The organism is Flavobacterium limi (genome assembly GCF_010645075.1).
GTDB classification, from domain to species: domain Bacteria; phylum Bacteroidota; class Bacteroidia; order Flavobacteriales; family Flavobacteriaceae; genus Flavobacterium; species Flavobacterium limi.
This window is the reverse complement of the sequence record NZ_JAADZV010000008.1, coordinates 109,197-129,705: the sequence shown is the minus strand read 5'-3', so window position 1 is coordinate 129,705 and position 20,509 is coordinate 109,197. Positions and strand designations below refer to the sequence as shown.

Annotated in this window: 19 protein-coding genes; 6 read left to right on the top strand and 13 right to left on the bottom strand. The window is 32.8% G+C overall.

Annotation, left to right across the window (positions count from 1 at the left end; translation table 11 throughout):
• Positions 1 to 476: 476 nt before the first annotated feature.
• From GXM16_RS16685 to GXM16_RS16675, 3 genes are all read right to left on the bottom strand, one after another.
• Positions 477 to 1,442: a YheT family hydrolase gene (locus GXM16_RS16685; RefSeq protein ID WP_163395633.1), complete on the bottom strand. Its 966-nt coding sequence runs from the start codon at positions 1,440 to 1,442 to the stop codon at positions 477 to 479.
• A gap of 173 nt (positions 1,443 to 1,615) precedes the next feature.
• Positions 1,616 to 2,305, bottom strand: coding sequence for an SIMPL domain-containing protein (locus GXM16_RS16680; protein ID WP_163395632.1), 690 nt, complete (start codon positions 2,303 to 2,305; stop codon positions 1,616 to 1,618).
• Positions 2,306 to 2,357: 52 nt separating this feature from the next.
• On the bottom strand, positions 2,358 to 2,996 hold the full coding sequence (locus GXM16_RS16675; protein ID WP_163395631.1) for a rhomboid family intramembrane serine protease: 639 nt from the start codon (positions 2,994 to 2,996) through the stop codon (positions 2,358 to 2,360).
• Between the two features lie 112 nt (positions 2,997 to 3,108).
• Between GXM16_RS16675 and GXM16_RS16670 the strand changes: the two genes are divergently transcribed.
• Complete coding sequence (locus GXM16_RS16670) at positions 3,109 to 3,978, top strand: lysophospholipid acyltransferase family protein (RefSeq protein ID WP_163395630.1); 870 nt, start codon at positions 3,109 to 3,111, stop codon at positions 3,976 to 3,978.
• A 50-nt stretch (positions 3,979 to 4,028) separates the two neighbouring features.
• Here the strand turns inward: GXM16_RS16670 and GXM16_RS16665 are convergent, their stop codons facing one another.
• Positions 4,029 to 4,883 carry a CvfB family protein gene (locus GXM16_RS16665; RefSeq protein ID WP_163395629.1) on the bottom strand — a complete coding sequence of 285 codons (855 nt, stop codon included), beginning with the start codon at positions 4,881 to 4,883 and terminating at the stop codon, positions 4,029 to 4,031.
• A gap of 116 nt (positions 4,884 to 4,999) precedes the next feature.
• Positions 5,000 to 6,661, bottom strand: a complete 1,662-nt coding sequence (gene menD, locus GXM16_RS16660; RefSeq protein ID WP_163395628.1) for a 2-succinyl-5-enolpyruvyl-6-hydroxy-3-cyclohexene-1-carboxylic-acid synthase — start codon at positions 6,659 to 6,661, stop codon at positions 5,000 to 5,002.
• Between the two features lie 187 nt (positions 6,662 to 6,848).
• Between menD and GXM16_RS16655 the strand changes: the two genes are divergently transcribed.
• Complete coding sequence (locus GXM16_RS16655) at positions 6,849 to 7,346, top strand: GNAT family N-acetyltransferase (RefSeq protein ID WP_163395627.1); 498 nt, start codon at positions 6,849 to 6,851, stop codon at positions 7,344 to 7,346.
• Between the two features lie 104 nt (positions 7,347 to 7,450).
• The gene (locus GXM16_RS16650; RefSeq protein WP_163395626.1) at positions 7,451 to 8,398 is read left to right on the top strand and encodes a tRNA dihydrouridine synthase; all 948 of its coding nucleotides are present in this window, start codon (positions 7,451 to 7,453) and stop codon (positions 8,396 to 8,398) included.
• A 49-nt stretch (positions 8,399 to 8,447) separates the two neighbouring features.
• Here GXM16_RS16650 and GXM16_RS16645 read toward each other — a convergent pair whose 3' ends face one another.
• Entirely contained in the window at positions 8,448 to 9,035 is a 588-nt protein-coding gene (locus GXM16_RS16645; protein ID WP_163395625.1) for a glutathione peroxidase, read from the bottom strand.
• 743 nt (positions 9,036 to 9,778) lie between these two features.
• On the opposite strand from GXM16_RS16645, the gene GXM16_RS16640 reads away from it, so the two are divergent.
• The 3 genes from GXM16_RS16640 (at position 9,779) to GXM16_RS16630 (ending at position 12,827) form a co-directional block, all read left to right on the top strand.
• Complete coding sequence (locus GXM16_RS16640; RefSeq protein WP_163395624.1) at positions 9,779 to 10,309, top strand: RNA polymerase sigma factor; 531 nt, start codon at positions 9,779 to 9,781, stop codon at positions 10,307 to 10,309.
• Entirely contained in the window at positions 10,309 to 11,097 is a 789-nt protein-coding gene (locus tag GXM16_RS16635) for an anti-sigma factor (RefSeq protein ID WP_163395623.1), read from the top strand. The genes GXM16_RS16640 and GXM16_RS16635 overlap by 1 nt, the downstream gene beginning before the upstream one ends.
• A 356-nt stretch (positions 11,098 to 11,453) precedes the next feature.
• Entirely contained in the window at positions 11,454 to 12,827 is a 1,374-nt protein-coding gene (locus tag GXM16_RS16630; RefSeq protein WP_163395622.1) for a pectate lyase family protein, read from the top strand.
• Between the two features lie 83 nt (positions 12,828 to 12,910).
• Here the strand turns inward: GXM16_RS16630 and GXM16_RS16625 are convergent, their stop codons facing one another.
• The 7 genes from GXM16_RS16625 to proB all read right to left on the bottom strand — a co-directional run bounded on the left by GXM16_RS16625 (position 12,911) and on the right by proB (position 20,471).
• On the bottom strand, positions 12,911 to 14,080 hold the full coding sequence (locus GXM16_RS16625; protein WP_163395621.1) for a hypothetical protein: 1,170 nt from the start codon (positions 14,078 to 14,080) through the stop codon (positions 12,911 to 12,913).
• Positions 14,077 to 15,072 (bottom strand): DUF2157 domain-containing protein, encoded by a 996-nt coding sequence (locus GXM16_RS16620; protein WP_163395620.1) that lies wholly within the window; start codon positions 15,070 to 15,072, stop codon positions 14,077 to 14,079. The genes GXM16_RS16625 and GXM16_RS16620 overlap by 4 nt, the downstream gene beginning before the upstream one ends.
• A 139-nt stretch (positions 15,073 to 15,211) precedes the next feature.
• Complete coding sequence (gene argH, locus GXM16_RS16615) at positions 15,212 to 16,492, bottom strand: argininosuccinate lyase (RefSeq protein ID WP_163395619.1); 1,281 nt, start codon at positions 16,490 to 16,492, stop codon at positions 15,212 to 15,214.
• A gap of 167 nt (positions 16,493 to 16,659) precedes the next feature.
• The gene (locus tag GXM16_RS16610; RefSeq protein WP_163395618.1) at positions 16,660 to 17,730 is read right to left on the bottom strand and encodes a M20 family metallo-hydrolase; all 1,071 of its coding nucleotides are present in this window, start codon (positions 17,728 to 17,730) and stop codon (positions 16,660 to 16,662) included.
• An 85-nt stretch (positions 17,731 to 17,815) separates the two neighbouring features.
• A complete protein-coding gene (gene argB, locus GXM16_RS16605) occupies positions 17,816 to 18,592 on the bottom strand; it encodes an acetylglutamate kinase (protein WP_163395617.1) in 777 nt (258 codons plus the stop codon).
• A gap of 89 nt (positions 18,593 to 18,681) precedes the next feature.
• Positions 18,682 to 19,629 (bottom strand): N-acetylornithine carbamoyltransferase, encoded by a 948-nt coding sequence (locus GXM16_RS16600; RefSeq protein ID WP_163395616.1) that lies wholly within the window; start codon positions 19,627 to 19,629, stop codon positions 18,682 to 18,684.
• An 80-nt stretch (positions 19,630 to 19,709) separates the two neighbouring features.
• Positions 19,710 to 20,471: a glutamate 5-kinase gene (gene proB / locus GXM16_RS16595; protein WP_163395615.1), complete on the bottom strand. Its 762-nt coding sequence runs from the start codon at positions 20,469 to 20,471 to the stop codon at positions 19,710 to 19,712.
• Positions 20,472 to 20,509 lie beyond the last annotated feature (38 nt).

The window sequence follows — 20,509 nt, the reverse complement described above, 5'->3', positions numbered from 1 at the left end:
AATTAAATCAAATATAAAATTTTGCCGGACTTTAATAAGGGGACAAAATACAATAAAAGGGAGTACAAATAGCTATATATCCTTAAAATGAAGAAATAACTCCGCGTAAAATTTTAAAAGCTGCCTTTCTATAAAATATTTACATTTCCATCATATTGATATACAAACCTGTGCGAAGTGATTTTAGGGTAGAATAATGTTTCATGCAATTTATTAAAAAAACTGTCCTACATCCTAAAACGATTTGAATCCAAACAATAAAACGGTGAAGATTGATGTTGGAAATCTAATTTTGTGAAGCAGGTAGCCGTAAAAGCTTAAAGCCAAGGAACTATATGGTACTTACCATGACAGCTGGATTTATCGCGAAATAGATTAATGATTTACAGCCTTCAGCCCTAAACTCTGTAAGCTGCCTATTTAATAAATAACAATTTTTCTTCATCGCATACTTGTAATTGTTCAAAAAACTTTATTTATCTAGTTTGCATAGATTCAAAAAACTCGAAAGCTCTTTTCTCTGCATAAGAATAGGTTGAATTTCGCATAGGAAAAGCGCAGTGTCCACCATACTTTGGAGTTTCCAGGTAAACATAGCTACTGTTCCGGGCTATACTTCTGGGATAGCATCTTTCCCCTAAAAAAGGATCATCAAGCGAATTGATAATTAAAACCGGAGTGGTAATATTTTTTAGGGAAAATTCCGGAGAAACACGCTCATAATATTCATCACGGCTGGCAAATCCATGCAATGGTGCTGTAAAATATTGGTCAACTTCATCAAAAGAAGAAATTTTATCAATCTGGTTACGATTTACAAAATCAGGAAACTGTGCTGCTTTATATTTGAGTTTTCTTTTAATATCTATTGTAAAATTCTTTAGATAAACTCTGTTAAAACCTTGTTTGAGAATAGCAGCACTTGTTGCTATATGGGTTGGTACTGAAATTGATACAGCCGCTTTTATGCGTTCATCGATCTTTGTCCAGCCAAAATAATTAAGAAGCTGAACACCTCCCATTGAAAAGCCAATCAGATAAACTTCTTCGAATCCTTTCTTTAAAACAAACTGAACCACTGTATCCAAATCGTCAACTGCACCGTGATGATAAAGTCTAGGCAAGCGATTCATTTCCCCTCCACAGCTACGGTTATTCCATGCGAAAACTGAAAAACCTTTTTGTTGAAAATAAGCTGAACAGCTATTATTGTACGTCCTGCGCGAATCACCTTCTAAACCATGACATAAAATAACTGCTTTTTTAGGATCATTTATAATAAAATCAATATTGATAAAATCTCCATCATTCAGTTCGTGTTTTTCCCTGGTATATGCAGGAACTTCAAACCTTTTAAATAAAGCGGCATAAATAGTAGAAATGTGTCTGTTTCGATGAATAACAGGAGGTAAATTATATTCTGATTGTTCAATTATTGGCATGATACAACTTTTTTATTATGCTTCATACAAATCTAAGAAATCAATCAATATGTAGTTTAATACTGTCTTTTTTATTTCACTTCAAAAATAGTGACCAAGTGAAATTGGCAAAAAAAAATCCAAACACCAGGTTGATTGGCATTTGGATTATATAAATAGTAAAATGTAAATATTTATTCCAGAATAAAACTAACGCTTACATTAGCCATTATCTCAATTTCGCCTATTGCCATAGTTTCATTAGATGGACCTGCATCTGCAGATTCTTTCATTCGCATAGCAGCATACATTGGCTGAGGATGGTATATTTGTGAATTGTCAGAAATAACAAAGGCCTTCCCTACTTTTTGTCCTAAAACAGAAACATAATCTTCTGCTTTTGCTTTAGCATCTTTCATAGCTAATTTTCTGGCCTCTGATTGATGTTGTGCTAATTTAGACGATTCAAAAGAAACTTTATCAATACGATTAATTCCCTGTTGTACTAATCCTTCCATTAATTCATCATATTTTGATAAATCTTTCAACAGAATTTCTACTGTCTGGACAGCATTATAACTGGTTTTCTTTTTTTCATAATCGTACTGCGGATTCAGTGCAACCTGTTTTGTTCTGAAATCAGCCGTTGGAATATTCAGTTTTTTGATGAATTTTAAAACAGCATCAATCTTTTCATCATTTTGTCTTTTGACATCTTTAGCATTATTTCCTTTGGTTTCAACTGTGGCAGATATTGAAACCTGATCCGGGGCTATTTTTACTTTTCCTTCTCCGTTAACATTGATTTGGGGAATTTGCTTGGTTTCCTGTCCGTAAGACATAGTCATAAACACTATTGTTAAAAATAATACTAGTTTTTTCATTTTTGTTATATTTAAAATTATTGATAAGGGCATTTCAAAAGTTGTGCCAGCATTACAATTTCCCCAATTTCGCCATAACAAAAAGTATCAAAATAGGAATCGCGAGTAAAATGGTCATCAAACTATGATCTGTCATCAATGAAGGTTCTTTTATCAAAGTAATCAAATAACCTCCTACAGCTCCTCCAAAATGCGCCGTATGACCAATATTGTCATTCTTGGCTTTCATTCCATAAATAGAATATAGTAAATATAAAATTCCGAAAAGATAGGCTGGAATCGGAATCACAAAAAAGATTCCCAACATCATATCAGGCTGTAATAAAATAGCAGAATATAAAACTCCCGTTACAGCGCCTGATGCTCCAACTGCCCTGTAGCTATAATCATTTTTATGAAAAATCATAGTAAGGAGGCTTCCAAAAATTAAGCTCCCAAAATAAACTAAAGCAAAAGAAAAAGTACCCAGCCAATTTAAGACTACCGGGGCAAAAAACCACAGTGTCAGCATATTAAATACTAAATGCATCATATCGACATGCAAAAAACCCGATGACAACATCCTGATTTGTTCCCCCGAGCGAATGCTTCCTACATGAAATTCGTATTTCCTGAAAAAATAAAGATCATTGAAGCCTTTGTAACTAATCAAAACATTTGCAATGATAATCCCTAATAAAATGATATTCATAAATAATAATTATTGTGAGTTGTAAATATAATCAATCTGCCAGAAAGGTTAGAGAATTACTAAAATTTAAAGCTGGCATTTTTTTTATTTTATCTTTGTGAAAAAAATTTAAATGCAGTTTCTTGTTTACATTTTGGCCTACCCTTTACTTTGGCTTATTTCTATACTTCCCTTTAAAATATTTTACTGGTTTTCCAATTGTGTATATGTACTTGTGTATTATGTTATTGGATACCGTAAAAAAGTGGTCCGTGCAAATCTGACACTTGCATTACCTCATTTGAACGATGCTGAAAGAAAAAAAGTTGAAAAGAAATTTTATCAGCATATGTGCGACATGTTTTTGGAAATGATCAAAACAATGAGTATTTCGCCTGAGGAAATGGAAAAAAGATTTCATGTTACCAATATAGATCTGATACTTGATTATGCAAAAAAAGGAAAAAGCGTAATATTAGTAGCCTCGCATTATGCAAGTTACGAATGGCTTTTAACCATTAATCCAAAACTGGGTTTTCAGGGAGTTGCTGTTTATAAAAAACTCGCTAATCCGTATTTTGATAGACTGATTCGAAAAATCCGTTCAAAATACAATACAGAGTTGATTCCAACTAAACAAGCAATTCCTATGATGGCGCAAAACCAGCGTGATGGGAAATTGAGTTTATATGGCTTAGCAAGTGATCAGTCACCAAAATTAGACCGTATTTTTCATTCAAACGATTTTATGGGAATTGAAGTTCCTGTTCATACCGGCGCTGAGATGCTTGCAAAAAAATACGATTTAAGCGTTATAATGGTAAAAGTAAAAAAAGTAAAAAGAGGTTATTACGAAGCCACTTTTCTTTCTCTTGCAGATAATCCAAAAGATTATGAAGATTTTAAAATTACAGAAATGTATATAAGAGAAGTAGAAAAACAAATTTATGAAGCACCGGAATATTATTTATGGACGCACAAAAGATGGAAGCATAAAAAATAAAAAAGCTCAAAAGGAATAATTTCTTTTTGAGCTTTTTTTTGAGATTCGATTTATTCTTTTACTAAATAAATTCCGTCTTCTTTAATTTCGATTAGTTTTTCTTTATACAAAGCTCCAATTGCTTTTTTAAAGGTTTTTTTACTCATTTTTAATACTGTTTTAATGTCTTCAGGATGTGAATTGTCATTTAAACGCAAAAATCCGCGGTTTGCTCTTAATTCATCTAAAATTTTCTCTGCATTCGGTTCGATACTCTGATATCCCTGTATCTGCAAAGCAACGTCAATTTTATTATCAGGACGAATGTTTTTGATATAACCACGCATTCTGTCTCCTGTTCTTATCGAATCATCGTATACTTCATCTTTATAAAGCAATCCTTTGTGCTGCTCATTGATGATAACGTTAATTCCTAATTCGGTAATGTGCGAAACTATTAAATCAACTTCTTCTCCTTTTTCTACTGTGAGGTGATCGTTTTTCAAAAATTGATTTAACTTACTTGAAGCCACCAAACGTTTTGTCTTTTCATCCATATAAAGATAAACCAGATAACGCTTTCCTTTTTCCATCGGACGGGCCTGTTCCTTAAACGGAACCAGGATATCTTTCTCCATTCCCCAATCCATAAATGCACCAACCTGATTGATATAATTTACTCTTAAAAGTGAAAATTCATTCAACAATATATAAGGCTCAAGTGTAGTCGCAACCGGACGCTGTTCATGGTCCAAATAAACAAAAACAACAAGTTCTTCGCCTATTTCAAATTCATTTGGAACGTATTTATTGGGTAATAAAATATCGTGAATTCCTTCCGGGTCTTTTTCAGGATTTCCTAAAAACAAACCCACTTTGGTATCACGTAATATGGTAAGTGTATTGTATTTTCCTATTTCAATCATATTATGAAGTTCTAAGCCAAGTCAGCTAAGTTTTAAAGTGCAAATGTACGAAGTTTGAAAATGAGTACAGCGAAAAATATGTTTATAAAAAAACGTCTCAATGACGCTCTTAATTATTAAATCAGTTCTTTAAAATATTGTTTTAATATAATATCATTTTCAGAAGTTGGCGTAAATATTTCTAAAATATTCGGAGCATCATTTTTTTCATACAATAATCTGATACTTTTCTCTAATGAATCTGTATCAGTTGCTGTAAAATAATTCATTTGATACATTTTTGCCAGGTGTTCTGCAGTTAAATGATGTGAAGTTTCAAAATAAGTATTAAAAACAGGTTTTTCCTCATGACCTGGCAAGATTCTGAAAATTCCTCCTCCACCATTATTAATCAAAATAATTTTGAAATCTTTAGGAATGTAAGCATTCCACAAAGCGTTACTGTCATATAAAAAACTAATATCACCGGTGATAAAAACGGTTTGTTTTTGACTTCCAACTGCGGCACCTATTGCAGTGGATGTACTTCCGTCGATTCCACTTGTACCTCTGTTGCAAAAAACTTCTATCGAAGAATCAATATCAATTAGCTGCGCGTACCGAATGGGTGAACTGTTACTTATCTGCAACTGACTGTTTTTGGGCAACGATGCTATTACTTTCTCAAATACTTTAAAATCTGAAAAAGGAATTTTATCTAAGTACTTTTGCTTTTTAATTTTTCGCAACTGGTAAACTTCATTGATCTGCTTAAAATAATCACTTTCTGCAAAGGCTGTTTTTGTCAGTAAATCATTGAAAAAATCATTTGGCTGCATCGCAAAATGTTTTGTCAATGCATTGAATGTATCGTAAGCACGTAGAGTATCAATATGCCAATGATGTTGTGGTTTGTATTTTCGCAGAAACCCCTTAATGCGTTTTGAAACGACCATGCCACCGAAAGTCACTAAGATTTCAGGCTCGAATTCCTTAAAATCAGCATCATCAAAAGGTGTGATTAATGTATCGATACTATTAATAAAATTAGGATGATGCAAATTAGACGTTGTTTCTGTAAGAACTACAATAGATGGATCATTAGCAAAATTTTCTATTGTTTTTTGTTCAATTGAATCACCTTCATTTACTCCAACCAAAACAAGTTTTCGTTTAGCTGAATTCCAAATTGAAACAAAATCTGCTACATTTTCGATTGATTTTGTTCCGATGATTTCATCAGAATTTGTGATTTCTGGTTTAATAGAAAGAACATCTGTTGTTTCGTACAAAGGCTCTTCAAAAGGTGCATTGATATGAACAGGCCCTTTTTGAAGAATTGCCGTTTCTATAGCTTCATTTATTTTTAAATCATTTTCGTCAGAAGCTTCTTCTGTTAAATTAGCATTGAAAACCGAATGATTCTGAAAAACGTTTTGCTGACGAATCGTTTGCCCGTCGCCAATATCAATCTTATTTTGCGGACGGTCTGCCGAAATGACAATTAATGTAATCTGACTGTAAAATGCTTCGGCTACAGCGGGATAATAATTTAATAATGCCGACCCCGATGTACAGACAATTGCCGTTGGCTTTTTTGTTTGCTGGGCAATTCCTAAAGCAAAAAAAGCAGCACAGCGCTCATCTGCTATACTGTAACATTTAAAATTAGAATTTTGGGCAAAACCAATTGTTAATGGCGCATTTCTGGATCCCGGAGAAATTATAATATTATGAATTCCTTTTGCTGAACAAATTTCGATAATGCTTTGAGCAAGCGGTATTTTGGGATAAATCATGCTAAACGGCGTATTATTTTTTTAAGAAAATCTATTACTGAAATTTTCTTTTTGCGAACACAAAGTTACAAACTTCACTTCTGATTTTACTTAAAACAACAAGATATTAAATGTATTTTATAAAAAGGAAATACATTTGCAAAACTGATTTTCGATAAGAATGAAGATCTTATTTATCTCCTTTATTATGAGCTTAACACTTAGACCCGCGACAACAAACGATTTAGGTAAAATACTGGAAATCGTAAATCATTCTATTTTGAATACAACAGCAAATTATAGCTATGAAATTCAAAATTTAGAAGTCCAGACAAAATGGTTCGAAGATAAAAAAGCTAAAAACATCCCTGTCATTGTCGCAGATTTGGACGGCGAAGTTGCCGGTTATGGAACTTATGGACAATTCCGGGAGAAAATTGGCTATCAATATACTGTTGAACATTCTGTTTATGTTGTAGATGATGTAATTGGAAAAGGCGTTGGATCAAAATTACTAACAGAATTGATTCGTTTAGCAAAAGAACAAGGCTATCACGTTATGATTGGCGCAATCGACGCTGATAATGCCGGAAGTATCGCTTTTCATGAAAAATTTGGATTTGTTAACACAGGAACAATTCGGGAAGTTGGGTATAAATTCGGTCACTGGCTTGATCTGGTTTTTATGCAATTGATTCTGAAATAATTTCATATAGAATTCAATACTTAAACACCGAAATAAATTAGAAGATAAAAATCATATCCTGAAATCCGGTTTACAAATAGTATCTTTGTGACTTTGCAAATACTATGGATTTCACCTTACTCTCATCGCCATTACAAGGATTTACCGATTTTCGTTTCAGAAATGCCCAAAACAGAATTTTTGGAGGGATTGACACTTTTTATTCCCCATACATTCGTCTGAATGGAAAATTAGTTATAAAAGCATCATATGAACGAGATTTGCTTCCTGAAAATAATATTGGTTTAGAAGTAATTCCACAGGTAATAACGAATGATGCAGATGAGTTTCTATTTGTGGCTAAATATGTCCGCGAATTGGGCTATAAAGAATTAAACTGGAATCTAGGCTGCCCTTACCCAATGGTTACCAAGTCCGGAATGGGTTCCGGTTTGATTAAAAACACCGATCAAATCAATCGTATTCTGGACAGAGCACATTCTGAAACTGATATTATTGTATCCATGAAAATGCGTTTAGGATATGATACTACTGAAGAAATTCTGGATGTTTTACCTATTTTAGATACTTATCCTCTTAAAAATATCGCTATTCATGCCCGAATTGGGAAACAATTATACAAAGGCGGTGTGCATTTGGATGCCTTTCAGCAATGTATTGACAATACCAAACATAAATTGTATTATAACGGAGACATTACTTCGGTGGCTAAATTTCATGAAATGCAGGAACGTTTCCCAACCATAGACCACTGGATGATTGGACGCGGTCTGATTTCTGATCCGTTTTTGCCCGGCATGATAAAAAATAACACTTTTGAATATCCTGAAAACAAAATGAAATTATTCAGCGAATTTCATGATACACTATATGCTATTTACAGCGAATCTTTATCCGGACAGACTCATATTTTATTGAAGATGTATCATTTATGGGAATATTTTGCAGAAACATTTTCAAATCCGCAAAAAATATTAAAACAGATAAAAAAGGCAAAAAGCATTCGGAATTATGAAGTTGCCGTTTGCTCTATTTTTAAAAACGAAAAATGAGATTTCAGTTTCCTAAAATCTCATTTCAAATAATTTATTTTCTAAAATATTATCCTTTTATCCAATTTATAACTTCAGGATCTGTAGGCAATGTTCGTGGTTTTACAACTTTTACCAATTCGCCTTTTTCATTAATTAAATATTTTTGAAAATTCCACTCTACTTCAGAGTCCTGTACGCCGTTTTTAGATTTTTGTGTAAGAAATTTATAAACTTCACACATATCATCCCCTTTTACGGAAACTTTGTCCATCATTGGAAAAGTCACACCATAATTTTGCTGGCAGAAAGCGCCAATTTCTTCATTTGTACCTGGTTCCTGTGATGCAAAATTGTTTGCCGGAAACCCTACTATTACGAAACCTTTATCTTTATATTCCTTATAAATTGCTTCAAGGTCTTTATATTGAGGAGTTAATCCACATTTTGAAGCAGTGTTTACAATCATGATTTTTTTTCCTTTTAGAGAAGAAAAATCAAAAGTATTACCTGACAAATCTTCTACTTTGTACTGGTATATAGTTTCTTTAGCCATAACATTCTCTTTTTTATCCAATTTTGATTTATTTGTCTGTGCCTGATTTTGGCAGCTAAATAAAAAGATAGCACCACACGCTATAAATAATATTTTTTTCATCGTTTATATTTTTTATAAAATTAATTAATTTCTAACTTATAAAGACATCCATGACCTATTTTTAACTAAGGGAATATTAGATAAAAGTGAAGCCTAACGTTAATCAGGCGTTAGGCTTCTACTTACAAACAAATCAAACCATGAAATTATATTAACCTTATATTTTGTCATACTAAATATTATTAAGTACGGAAGACTAAACAGTTCAGCCCTGCTCATCAAACTAAACTGTTCTGCTCCCGTCCCCAAAATTTATTTTTTAAGATTCTCTTTTAAAGTTGATGTTTCGGATGTTAAAAGTTATCATAATAAAGACATTTGAATTCAGGTTATTTACATAAGTGGTATTTGTAAATACGTAATTATCAAAACATATTTTATTTTCATTATAATAAACTTTTCATTGGAAGCCCGAAGACATCAACTATACTTCAGTTAATTTTTATTTAATGTTTTAAAATCAGAATATTTATTTGGACAATTTAAATTTTCTTATACTATTTATGTGTAATTTAATTCGTCTGCTATTAAGCTAACTAAATTATGTTATAATAGCATTTACGTAAAAGGTTTAGCTTTGGTTTTAAAAAAAGTTAAAAAAATACATTTTTTTTCAAAACCTCATATTTTACAAGACTTTCAGGCAATGAAAAAATTGAAGAATAAAAGAAAAAATAAATTATCTTTATAATGAATCCGTAAAAAGTAAATTAAACTTTGTTAAAATTTTAAAATCTAAATTTATGAGTCAGGAAGAATTATTAGCTTTAATCCACAAGAAAGACGAAAGGGCTTTTACTCACTTGTATGACATGTATTCGAAAAGTTTATTTTCGGTCATCAACATTTTAATAAAAAATCGCGAAGAATCCGAAGATGTTTTACAGGAAGTTTTCGTGAAAATCTGGAAGAACATCGATACTTATAACGAAAGTAAAGGCCGGTTCTATACCTGGATTCTCAATATTGCCCGAAATACATCTATTGATAAATTAAGATCTAAAAATTTTAATAACAGTCAAAAAAACCTTTCCTCAGATAATTTCGTACATCTGTTAGATGACAATAACAAAATCAATAATAAAATAGACGTTATTGGAATTCAGGAATTTGTAAAAAAACTAAAACCAAAATGTATCGAGATTATTGATTTGTTATTCTTTAAAGGATATACACAGCAAGAAGCTTCAGAAGAACTGGCTATGCCACTGGGAACTATCAAAACACAAAACAGAAACTGCATTAATGATTTACGTAATTATCTAAAAATCTAATGGAAGCACAAGAATATATAGAATCAGGAATTCTGGAACTTTATGTTTATGGTTTATTGACCGAAACTGAAAATCTGGAAATAGCCACATTGGCAAAAAACAATCCCGAAGTTGAGAGCGAAATTATTTCAATAGAAAAAGCTATTGTTGCTTTGTCATCCAGTTTTTCCCCTTTTCATTCGGTAGCAAATTTTGAAACAATAAAAGCCCGTTTAGAACTGAAACACGGAAAAGTAGTCGAGATGAAGTCTGTATCAAACCGAACGCAATATATTGGTTGGGCTGCAGCAATATTATTATTGTTAGGTTTGGGCTATCAGACTTTAGAACTGACAAAAACAAAAGACGCTATTACCATAATAGGTAACGAAAAAAACAAAATTGAAAGAGACTTTGCTTATCTGGACATACAAAATAAAGAAACAGAAAAAAGTCTTACAATCGTTAGGGATATTAAAAATACAAGTGTTACATTAGGTGGTCAGGCTGTTTCACCAACATCATTTGCAAAAGTGTATTGGAACAAAGAAAGTAAAACAACCTATATTGATGCTGCCGGTCTGCCAAAACCTCCAAGAGGAAAAGTTTACCAGGTTTGGGCACTTAAATTAAGTCCTACCCTGACTCCTACCAGCATTGGTTTATTGAGCAATTTTGAAGGAAATAGCCAAAAGATATTTGCAGTAGATCAGACAGTCTATGCAGAAGCATTTGGAATCACATTAGAACCTGAAGGTGGAAGCGTATCTCCTACTATGGAACAATTATATACTTTAGGAAAAGTTTAATTTCAGAAAAAATAAAACTTTTATTAATCCTCCAAATGCACAATTTGGGGATTTTTTTTTTATAAAAAGTCTCCTGAATAAATGAGGATGTAAATTTCTTACATCTATAAATCAAAAAATTAAAAGTGTTATTATTAAATTATGAAAACTTTATTTTTTTTCATAAAAAACAGGTAAATATTAATTTATTCTTATTAATACTCTCCTATACCTCCCATAACCTTAAAAATATAATATATATTCATAAATATTATACAAAAATATTTTCTATGAATTTAATTAAGTTAAATTTGTGCAATCGATTACATTAACCACTTGTAACAATTAAAAACTATTATAAACTTAGATTTTAAAAAATGAAAAAAACATTACCCCTACTTTTTTTCCTGCTCAGCTTTTCTGGTATTTTTGCACAGAACTATTACATGTCTTCACCTGAAGGTTTTGGTGCTGCTGCCACAGGTGGCGGAACTCCTACCGCTTCTAATACCGTAACGGTTACTACTTACAATGAATTAACAACAGCTCTTAGCTCAAAAACAACTGCTAATTCAGTAATTTTAGTTTCGGGTACGATAGATTGTAATTATTTTAGTGTTCAACTAAACAATAAAACAATTATTGGCTTGCCTGGAGCAAAACTTAGAAATCTACAAATTACAGTTGGAAATTCAACAACATCTGCAGCAAATTCAGGAATTTTATATATAAAATCAGGTTCAAATAATGTTATTATTAGAAATCTAATTTTTGAAGGACCTGGTGCGTATGATGTTGATGGTCGGGACAATCTTACTAACGAAGGAACAAATGTATGGATTGATCACTGTGAATTTCGGGATGGAATGGACGGAAATTTTGATATTAAAGGCAGTGCAGACAACACAACTGTTTCATGGTGTAAATTCACCTATCTAAAAGCCCCAATAGCGGGTGGATCTGGTGGATCTGCTGATCATCGGTTTTCAGATTTAATAGGATCTGGTATTACTGACTTCCCAACAGATGGAAGATTTAGCGTTACCTTAAAGAACTGTTATTGGGCTGAAGGATGTAAAGAAAGAATGCCAAGGGCAAGAAATGCGGAACTGCATATATTAAACTGTTATTACAAAACATCTGTTTCAAGTGCAAGAGCTATTGGATTAGGTGCTGGTAACCAAGGATCAACATGTTATGTTGAAAATTCTAATTTTGAACAAATAGCTACTATATCAAGTCCTGTTAATGAAGGGACAGGGACAGCAGGATTAATATTTGATAATTGTGTAAGAGGAATAAGTTCTACAGCAGTTACCGGACTGAATTATGGAACAGCACCTACAAAACCTTCTTATACCTACACTGTACTTCCTGTAGCCGAAGTAGCAGCTTACGTTTCAAATGCATCCTGTGGTGCCGGAGCTACACTTCAGGTTAGTTCAACTGGAGTAATATCAACAAATTGTCCAAATACTCTTGGAGTAAATGATAATGTAGAAAACTTAGACATTAAATATTATCCAACCCTAATTGATAACATTTTAAATATTGAATTTTCAAGTATCGAGAATGGTAAAGCAGTGATAGAAATTTTCTCTCCAAACGGCTCGAAAGTTTTTACCACTTCTAAAAATGTTACCGGTAACGAGAAATTAGAATTGAATATCGCAAATATTACAAGAGGAGTTTATATCTGCAAAGTCCAAATTGAAAACAGAGTTAAAACTTTTAAGATTTTAAAAGGATAATTCTAAACAAAATAATCATACAATTGAAACAGCAGTAAACTAAGTTTACTGCTGTTTTTTTTAATATTTATAATAGCAAACTATTAAAAATTTCCTTCTGATCCTCCTCCGCTAAAACCACCACCGCCAAACTCCATTGGTGATTCAGATGGCTTGACTTCTGGTTTCATTCCGAATGCTGATGCGATTACTAATGCTTCTGTATTTAAAAATGTATTTGAATTTGAGATTCTGTCTGTTTTGAATGTAAGCCCGCTTTCTTTTGTTCTAAGCTTTCTAATAAAAAAGAAAGAAACTGCAAACATGATTAATCCGCTTAATGTTAATGCTACTTCAATTGGCAAAACCGAGTTGTAAAACCGGAAGCTGTAAAATGAAAATGCTATTGCAAGGAAACTAATCCAGAGCATAATCCTGTCTTTGCCTTTTAATGAATAAACAAGATATAAAACCGGTACAATAAAAGTAAAAGCCCAAAAGAAAAATCCAAACGGAATTTCCGGACTTATCTCATAATAGCCTCCCATTAAACTTGCCGAAAATTCTCTAACTATTAAATAATTGCCTGACGAATAAAACAATATCAGACTGATGCTTTTTATTAAAAGGATTCCATTGTAATAATACGGTTCTGCCAGGTCTTTAGTCAATTTTCTGCATAAAAAATAAGTGCCTGCACCGAAAAACATCATGAAAAAGGGCAAAATTGCCTGTCCCGCTTCCAAATATTCAAATATCGAATATCCTAATGATAATGTCATTGCCAAATAAAAAACCAATACCGATAGCATATGAATATAACGTACAAACATTCCCAATGAAATAATTGCTACAAGAATTGAAACCGGAAGAACATTTTCTAACTTTGTAATAAATGTGACTGCAAAGCCAAAAGTCAATATTGTTCCTAAAATAAAGGCATCATCTAATCCATGATTGTAATAATCTTTTTTAGCTAAAAATTCTGACCCAATTATACCAATTATACCAAAAATAAAAGGAAAAATTTCCCAGTAATAATCTAGTCCTGAAATTGCCAGAAGGGATACAGCACTGCATATGGAAGAATATAAAAATGATCCTAACAAAAAGAAACCAATCCGTACCAGAATATTTTTATGACTATTAAGTGTCGGAAGTTCTTTTTTTATAAAATCCAGTTGTTCTTTGCCGATAAAACCAGCATTTTTTAACGAATCTGCTTCTTCAATTAAAACAGAATTTTCTAACTTATTTTTATCGAATACTATCATTCTGCTGTTTCTTTGTTAAAGTTTTTAATCAATTTTATAAACAAGATTATGGAGCCAATAAAGTATCCCGGAATCAATAGAACAAATAACATCCAAATTTCCGAAAAATCGATATTCTCAAAAACTCTGAAAAGGAAAATATTTATTCCGATATAGACGTACAAAATCATAAAAACATATAACGAAATAGCTTTCTGGTCATAACTGGCTTTATAAAAATAAAAACATGATCCTGCAAGAACTGCAGAGAAAAGAAGCCATAAACCATCATACTCATTAACCATATTACTGATTGAAGCAATACTAATCATGTGCAAGGCAAATGTTAGATAAGTTAAATTAAAATGGGTTTTAAGAGAAATCCCGGAGCTGTAAATTGTCCACAAAATCAACAACCCACCCAGAATTATAGCAGAATAACTTAACTCAAGATGAGAATAGAAATCATTATGAAATAAATCCTGAGGCGTCACAGAAAAGCCTACATAAGCAGCCAAGCCTGTAATCGCAATAGTTAACACACTTTTGTTGTCAAAATAATAGGCACAAATAAAACTGACAATTGTAGGTACCAATGTTGCCAAGCCATAATGCGTTCCAAAAGGCTTATATTGAAATTGCAGATATCCAATAAAAATGCAGGTCAGAATGTTTGCCAGAAGAACCAGATATTCCAAAACAGGACTTTCAAAAGTAGTTTCTGTCTTTTGAAAACCTTTTGAATTTTTAAAACAGAAATAAAAACAAACTACAGTAACAATCAACAAAAAAGACAAAATGGCGACGTGCCCAATAGTATCAATGTTTTGATAAATCAAAATTCCAATACCGGACGTAAAAAGCAAAACTGATAAATATAAAAACATTTTTAATTCAGTGTTTAGAGAAAAAATGCCCAGACTGCGATAACTTTTTATCTGAGCCAATTGCTCTTCGGTAATAAATTTTCTCTCAAAAAGCTTTTGAGTTGACTGCTCTTTAAATCCTGCCATATTTTAAATTTAGGTTAACTAATAAATCAAATGTATATAATTAGGTGGAAATTTGTTAATTTATGACTAATATAATTTGAACAAAAAAACCGATTTGTAATTGATACAAATCGGTTTTCATAGTTTTTTTTCAATGAAGTTAAAAAGCGGCTTTCATTTTTTCTTTTATATTTTCTAAGCACAAATTATTAATACTTCCTTCGTGTGTATGTTTGGTCTCTTTTGGAGATTTATAAGTTCCTGCTTCTAATTGTTCTGCGACAGCCTTATAGGCATCTCTAAACGGCATTCCGTCAACTACCATTTCATTTAAAGTATCAACTGTAAACAAATAATCGTATTTTTTATCTTCTAAAATCTGATCTTTTACCGTAATGTCTTTTATAGAAAAGATAGCAATATCCAGACAAGCTTTTAAATTTTGAATCGCAGGAAACAAACCTTCTTTTAAAAGTTGCAAATCTCTGTGATAACCGCTAGGAAGATTATTTGTAATTAAAGTGATTTCGTAAGGAAGCGCCTGAATCTTATTGCATTTTCCTCTGATCAATTCGAAAACATCAGGGTTTTTCTTGTGAGGCATAATGCTGGAACCTGTCGTAAGATGTGCCGGAAGACCAATAAAATCAAAGTTTTGACTCATATACAAACAAACATCCATAGCAAATTTTGACAAAGTTCCTGCAACGCTTGTCATGGCAAAAGCAACGGTTTTCTCAGCTTTTCCACGGCTCATTTGTGCTGCTACTGCGTTGTATTTTAAGGTTTCGAAACCTAATTCCTGAGTTGTAAATGTTCTGTTGATTGGAAACGAACTTCCGTAACCTGCCGCAGAACCTAGCGGATTCTGGTCAACAATTTTTGAAGCGGCATTCAGCATTATAATATCATCGATTAAACTTTCGGCATAAGCAGAAAACCACATTCCGAATGACGATGGCATTGCGATTTGCAAGTGCGTGTAACCCGGCAATAATACATTTTGATGTTTCTCAGCAGATTCCATCAACAAATCAAAAAGTGTTTTTACCTGTTCTTTTATGGCTTTTAATTCGTCTTTTAAATACAAATGAACATCTACCAGAACCTGATCATTACGGGAACGTGCTGTGTGGATTTTCTTTCCCGCATCGCCCAGTTTTACCGTTAATAAATATTCTATTTTAGAATGTACATCTTCAAAACTGTCTTCGATTTCAAAATTTCCAACCACGATATCGGCAATGATATCGTTTAAGGCATCAACCAAAGAAGTCGTTTCGTCTGCAGTTAACAAACCAATCTGGCCCAACATTTTGGCATGCGCGATTGAACCTAAAGCATCGTATTTTGCTAAAACCAAATCCAGTTCACGATCGTTTCCTACTGTGAATTGTTCGATTTGTTTATCGGTTGGTATTCCTTTTTCCCAAAGTTTCATATTGTAGATTTTTAGACTTCTTAGATTTTAGATTTACAGATAATCTGAATCTCTAAATGTCTTGATTTATACTGGTGTTTCTAGCCCCGATAGCAGTGGAAATCCTTTTGTGCCGGGGTTCGGCACAAAAGATTAGAACGGATAGCGGGATTAGCTCCTAATTACTATTATAATTTAAAGAACCCGGTTAGTATTTTGATATATAACCCGACTCCTTCTTCTATTTCGTTTACAAATATAAATTCGTCTGCTGAATGTGACCGTAAGGTTTCTCCAGGTCCCAGTTTTAATGACTGACAGCTTAAAACTGATTGATCAGAAAGCGTTGGAGAGCCATAGGTTGTTCTTCCTAAGGCAATTCCCGCTTGTACCAAACCGTGCGCAATTGGAATTGACGATGCGTTTAAATGCATGGATCTTGGTTTTACTTCGGCATTTACATTGGCCGAAACTACTTCTAAAATTTCCGAATTGGTATAGCAGTCATTTACACGGATGTCCACTACCAAATCACATTCTGAAGGAACTACATTATGCTGTTTTCCTGCGTTTATTTGAGTTACGGTCATTTTTACCGGACCTAATACTTCAGAAATTTTGTCGAATTTATAATTTTTAAACCATTCCATTACCGAAATTGATTTGTATAAGGCATTATCATCATTTTGATGTGCAGCGTGGCTTGCAGTTCCTTTTACTTTGACATCCAAAACTAAAAGACCTTTTTCAGCAACAGCCAATTGCATTAAAGTCGGTTCGCCTACAATGGCGCAATCCAGCTCCGGCAAATGTTTTAAAACACTGTTTAAACCGTTTTTTCCGCTGCTTTCTTCTTCTGCAGAAGCTACGATTACCAAGTTATGTGATAAATTTTGATTTTCGTAAAAATGTACAAACGTTGCTAATAACGAAACAAGACATCCTCCTGCGTCGTTGCTCCCTAAACCGAATAATTTACCATCTTTTTCGATAGCTTTAAACGGATCATTGGTGTAAGCCTGATTAGGCCTTACCGTATCATGGTGTGAATTCAGTAAAAGTGTTGGTTTATTTTCGTCAAAATATTTGTTGAAAGCCCACACATTATTGTTTTCTCTTTTGAAAGGAATCTCGTTTTGAGTAAACCAATTTTCTATTAAAAGAGCTGTTTGATCTTCTTCACTTGAAAATGAAGGCGTTTCAATCAGGTTTCTTAATAATTCAATTGCCTCCCGGGTAAGCGTTTCTATATCTTTCATTTTAATTAGGTACTGAGATGCTAAAATTCTGAAATTCTAAGACTGCAAAAGTCTTGGTTTCTTTGAAACTTAGCAACTTTTTCTTTTATAAAGTAATCGTTGTATGCAGAACATCTGAATTCTGAAGCATTCTGTGATGCCCAATTTTGATTTTCTGTACACCTCTTGATAAACTATTGAAACAGTTGTCCAGCTTTGGAATCATTCCGGAATGGATTACTTTCTCTTCTTTTAGTTGATTGTATAATGTTTCATTGATTTCTGTAATTACAGAGGAATCGTCTTCTGAATCCTGTAAAACACCCTGTTTTTCAAAACAATACGTAAGTGTCACATCAAAAACCTCAGATAACGCAATTGACAATTCGCTTGCAATGGTATCAGCATTTGTGTTTAATAACTGTCCGTTTTTATCGTGCGTAATCGCACAGAAAACCGGAACAATTCCGGCTTTTAACAAAGTTGCCAGCAATTTTGTATTGACTTGTTTTACATCGCCTACAAAACCATAATCAATAGTTGGATGATTTCTTTTTGTTGACTGAATTAAATTTCCATCAGCTCCGGAAAAACCGACTGCATTATTGTCTTTTGCTTGTAATTCCGCCACAATATGCTTATTAATCTGACCTGCGTAAATCATTACCACAACATCCAGCATGGGAGCATCTGTGATTCGTCGTCCTTCAATCATTTGCGGAACTAAACCAATACTTTGTGCCATTTTGGTAGCCGATTTTCCACCGCCGTGAACTAAAACTTTGTATCCTTCAATTTTAGAAAAATCAGTTAAAAACTGTTCTAATTCTACAGGATTATCGATGATGTTTCCACCTATTTTTATTACGGTTACTTTTTGCATAGCTTCTAAGGGGCTAAGATTCTAAGCTGCTAAGTTTTTAGATTCTGAATACTTAGCAGCTTAGTAACTCAGAATCTTAACTTTGAAAACTACAGCTTTTTCAGAATCTTCTGTAAAACTATTTGAGCTGAATAAGTTCTGTTATTTGCCTGTTCGATTACGATTGAATTTTCACTGTCAATTACTTCATCACTTACAATTACGTTACGACGAACCGGAAGACAATGCATAAATTTTCCCTTATTAGTTAAAGCCATTTTTTCGGCAGTAACCGTCCAGTTTGGATCACTGTTTGTTACTTTTCCGTAATCATTGAAATTGCTCCAGTTTTTTACGTAAACAAAATCTGCGTTTTCAAAAGCTTTACTTTGATCGTATTCTATTTTGCAGTCTTTTGTAATTTCTGGGCTTAATTCATAACCTTCAGGATGCGTAATAACAAAATCCATGTCTTTTTGCATCTGCATCATTTCTACGAATGAATTCGCAACTGCCTGTGGCAAAGCCCTCGGATGGGGCGCCCACGAAAGTACTACCTTCGGTTTATGTTTTGTTTTATATTCTTCCATTGTGATAGCATCTGCTAAAGACTGCAATGGATGACGTACAGCACTTTCCATATTAACAATTGGAACTGTTGCGTGTTTTAAAAATCCTGAAATAACAGTTTCTGCATAGTCTTTTTCCTTGTCAACTAAGCCTGCAAAAGCACGTATGGCGATTATATCTGCATATTGAGAAACTACTTCTGCTGCTTCCTTTATGTGTTCTGATGCACCGGAATTCATTACGGCTCCATCTTCAAATTCCAAGGTCCATCCTTCACTGCCAAAGTTCATCACCATAACATTCATTCCTAAATTTATAGCAGCTTTTTGGGTACTCAAACGAGTTCTCAGACTAGAGTTGAAAAACAACATCACTAAGGTTTTGTTCTTTCCAAGCTTCTTGTTTTTAAGCGGATTTTTTTTGATTTTGATCGCACTTTTTACCCATTTTGATAAAGAGTCGATATCTTGTATTGAAATATAGTTCATAATTTTTTAATTAATTTTGATAATGTGATAATTCAATAATTTAGATAATTGTAATATTCTCTAATTATCTAATTGACTCATTATATTATTTTTGTAAAAGGAATTTCATTGTTCAATGCTTTCAGCATAAAATTATCTTCGAGTCCATTAACAACCCATGTTTCAATATTTGCAGCTTTAGCAATAGCTGACGAATCAATTTTCGATTGCATTCCACCTGTTCCGTGAGATGATTTTGAATCGCCTATTTCCTTTTCAAGTAATTTCAAATCATTTACTAAAGAAATTGTTTCCGGATTTTTATTGTGAATTGACTCTTTCGTATAGATTCCGTTTGTATTTGTTGCAATTATCAGAATATCAACATTTAAAAGAACAGCGGTTAATGCCGCTAATTTATCATTATCTCCAAATTTAATCTCATCTGTCGCAACAGTATCATTTTCATTGATAATCGGAATATAATTGTTTTTTACTAATACATTAATCGTATTTACAATATTGACCTTAGATTGTTGTTTTTCAAAATCAGAATAAGAAAGCAGACATTGCGAAATGTGTAATCCTAAATCACTGAAATTTTCATGGTAAATCCGCATCAAATGTGGCTGACCAATAGAGGCCAGAGCCTGTTTTACAAAAACATCTTTATCATTATTGTCCAATTTCACAAATTGTTTCGCTGCTGCAATCGCTCCTGAACTCACAATAATAAATTCATATTGATCCTGTAAAGCTGCAATCTGCATCCCAATATCCTCAATTTTTCCTCTGGAAATATGATTGGTTTCTTTGGTTAAAGTATTACTTCCTATTTTTAATAAAATCCGTTTTTTAGTCATTTTCTAAGATGCTAAGGTTCTGAGATTCTAAGATTTTA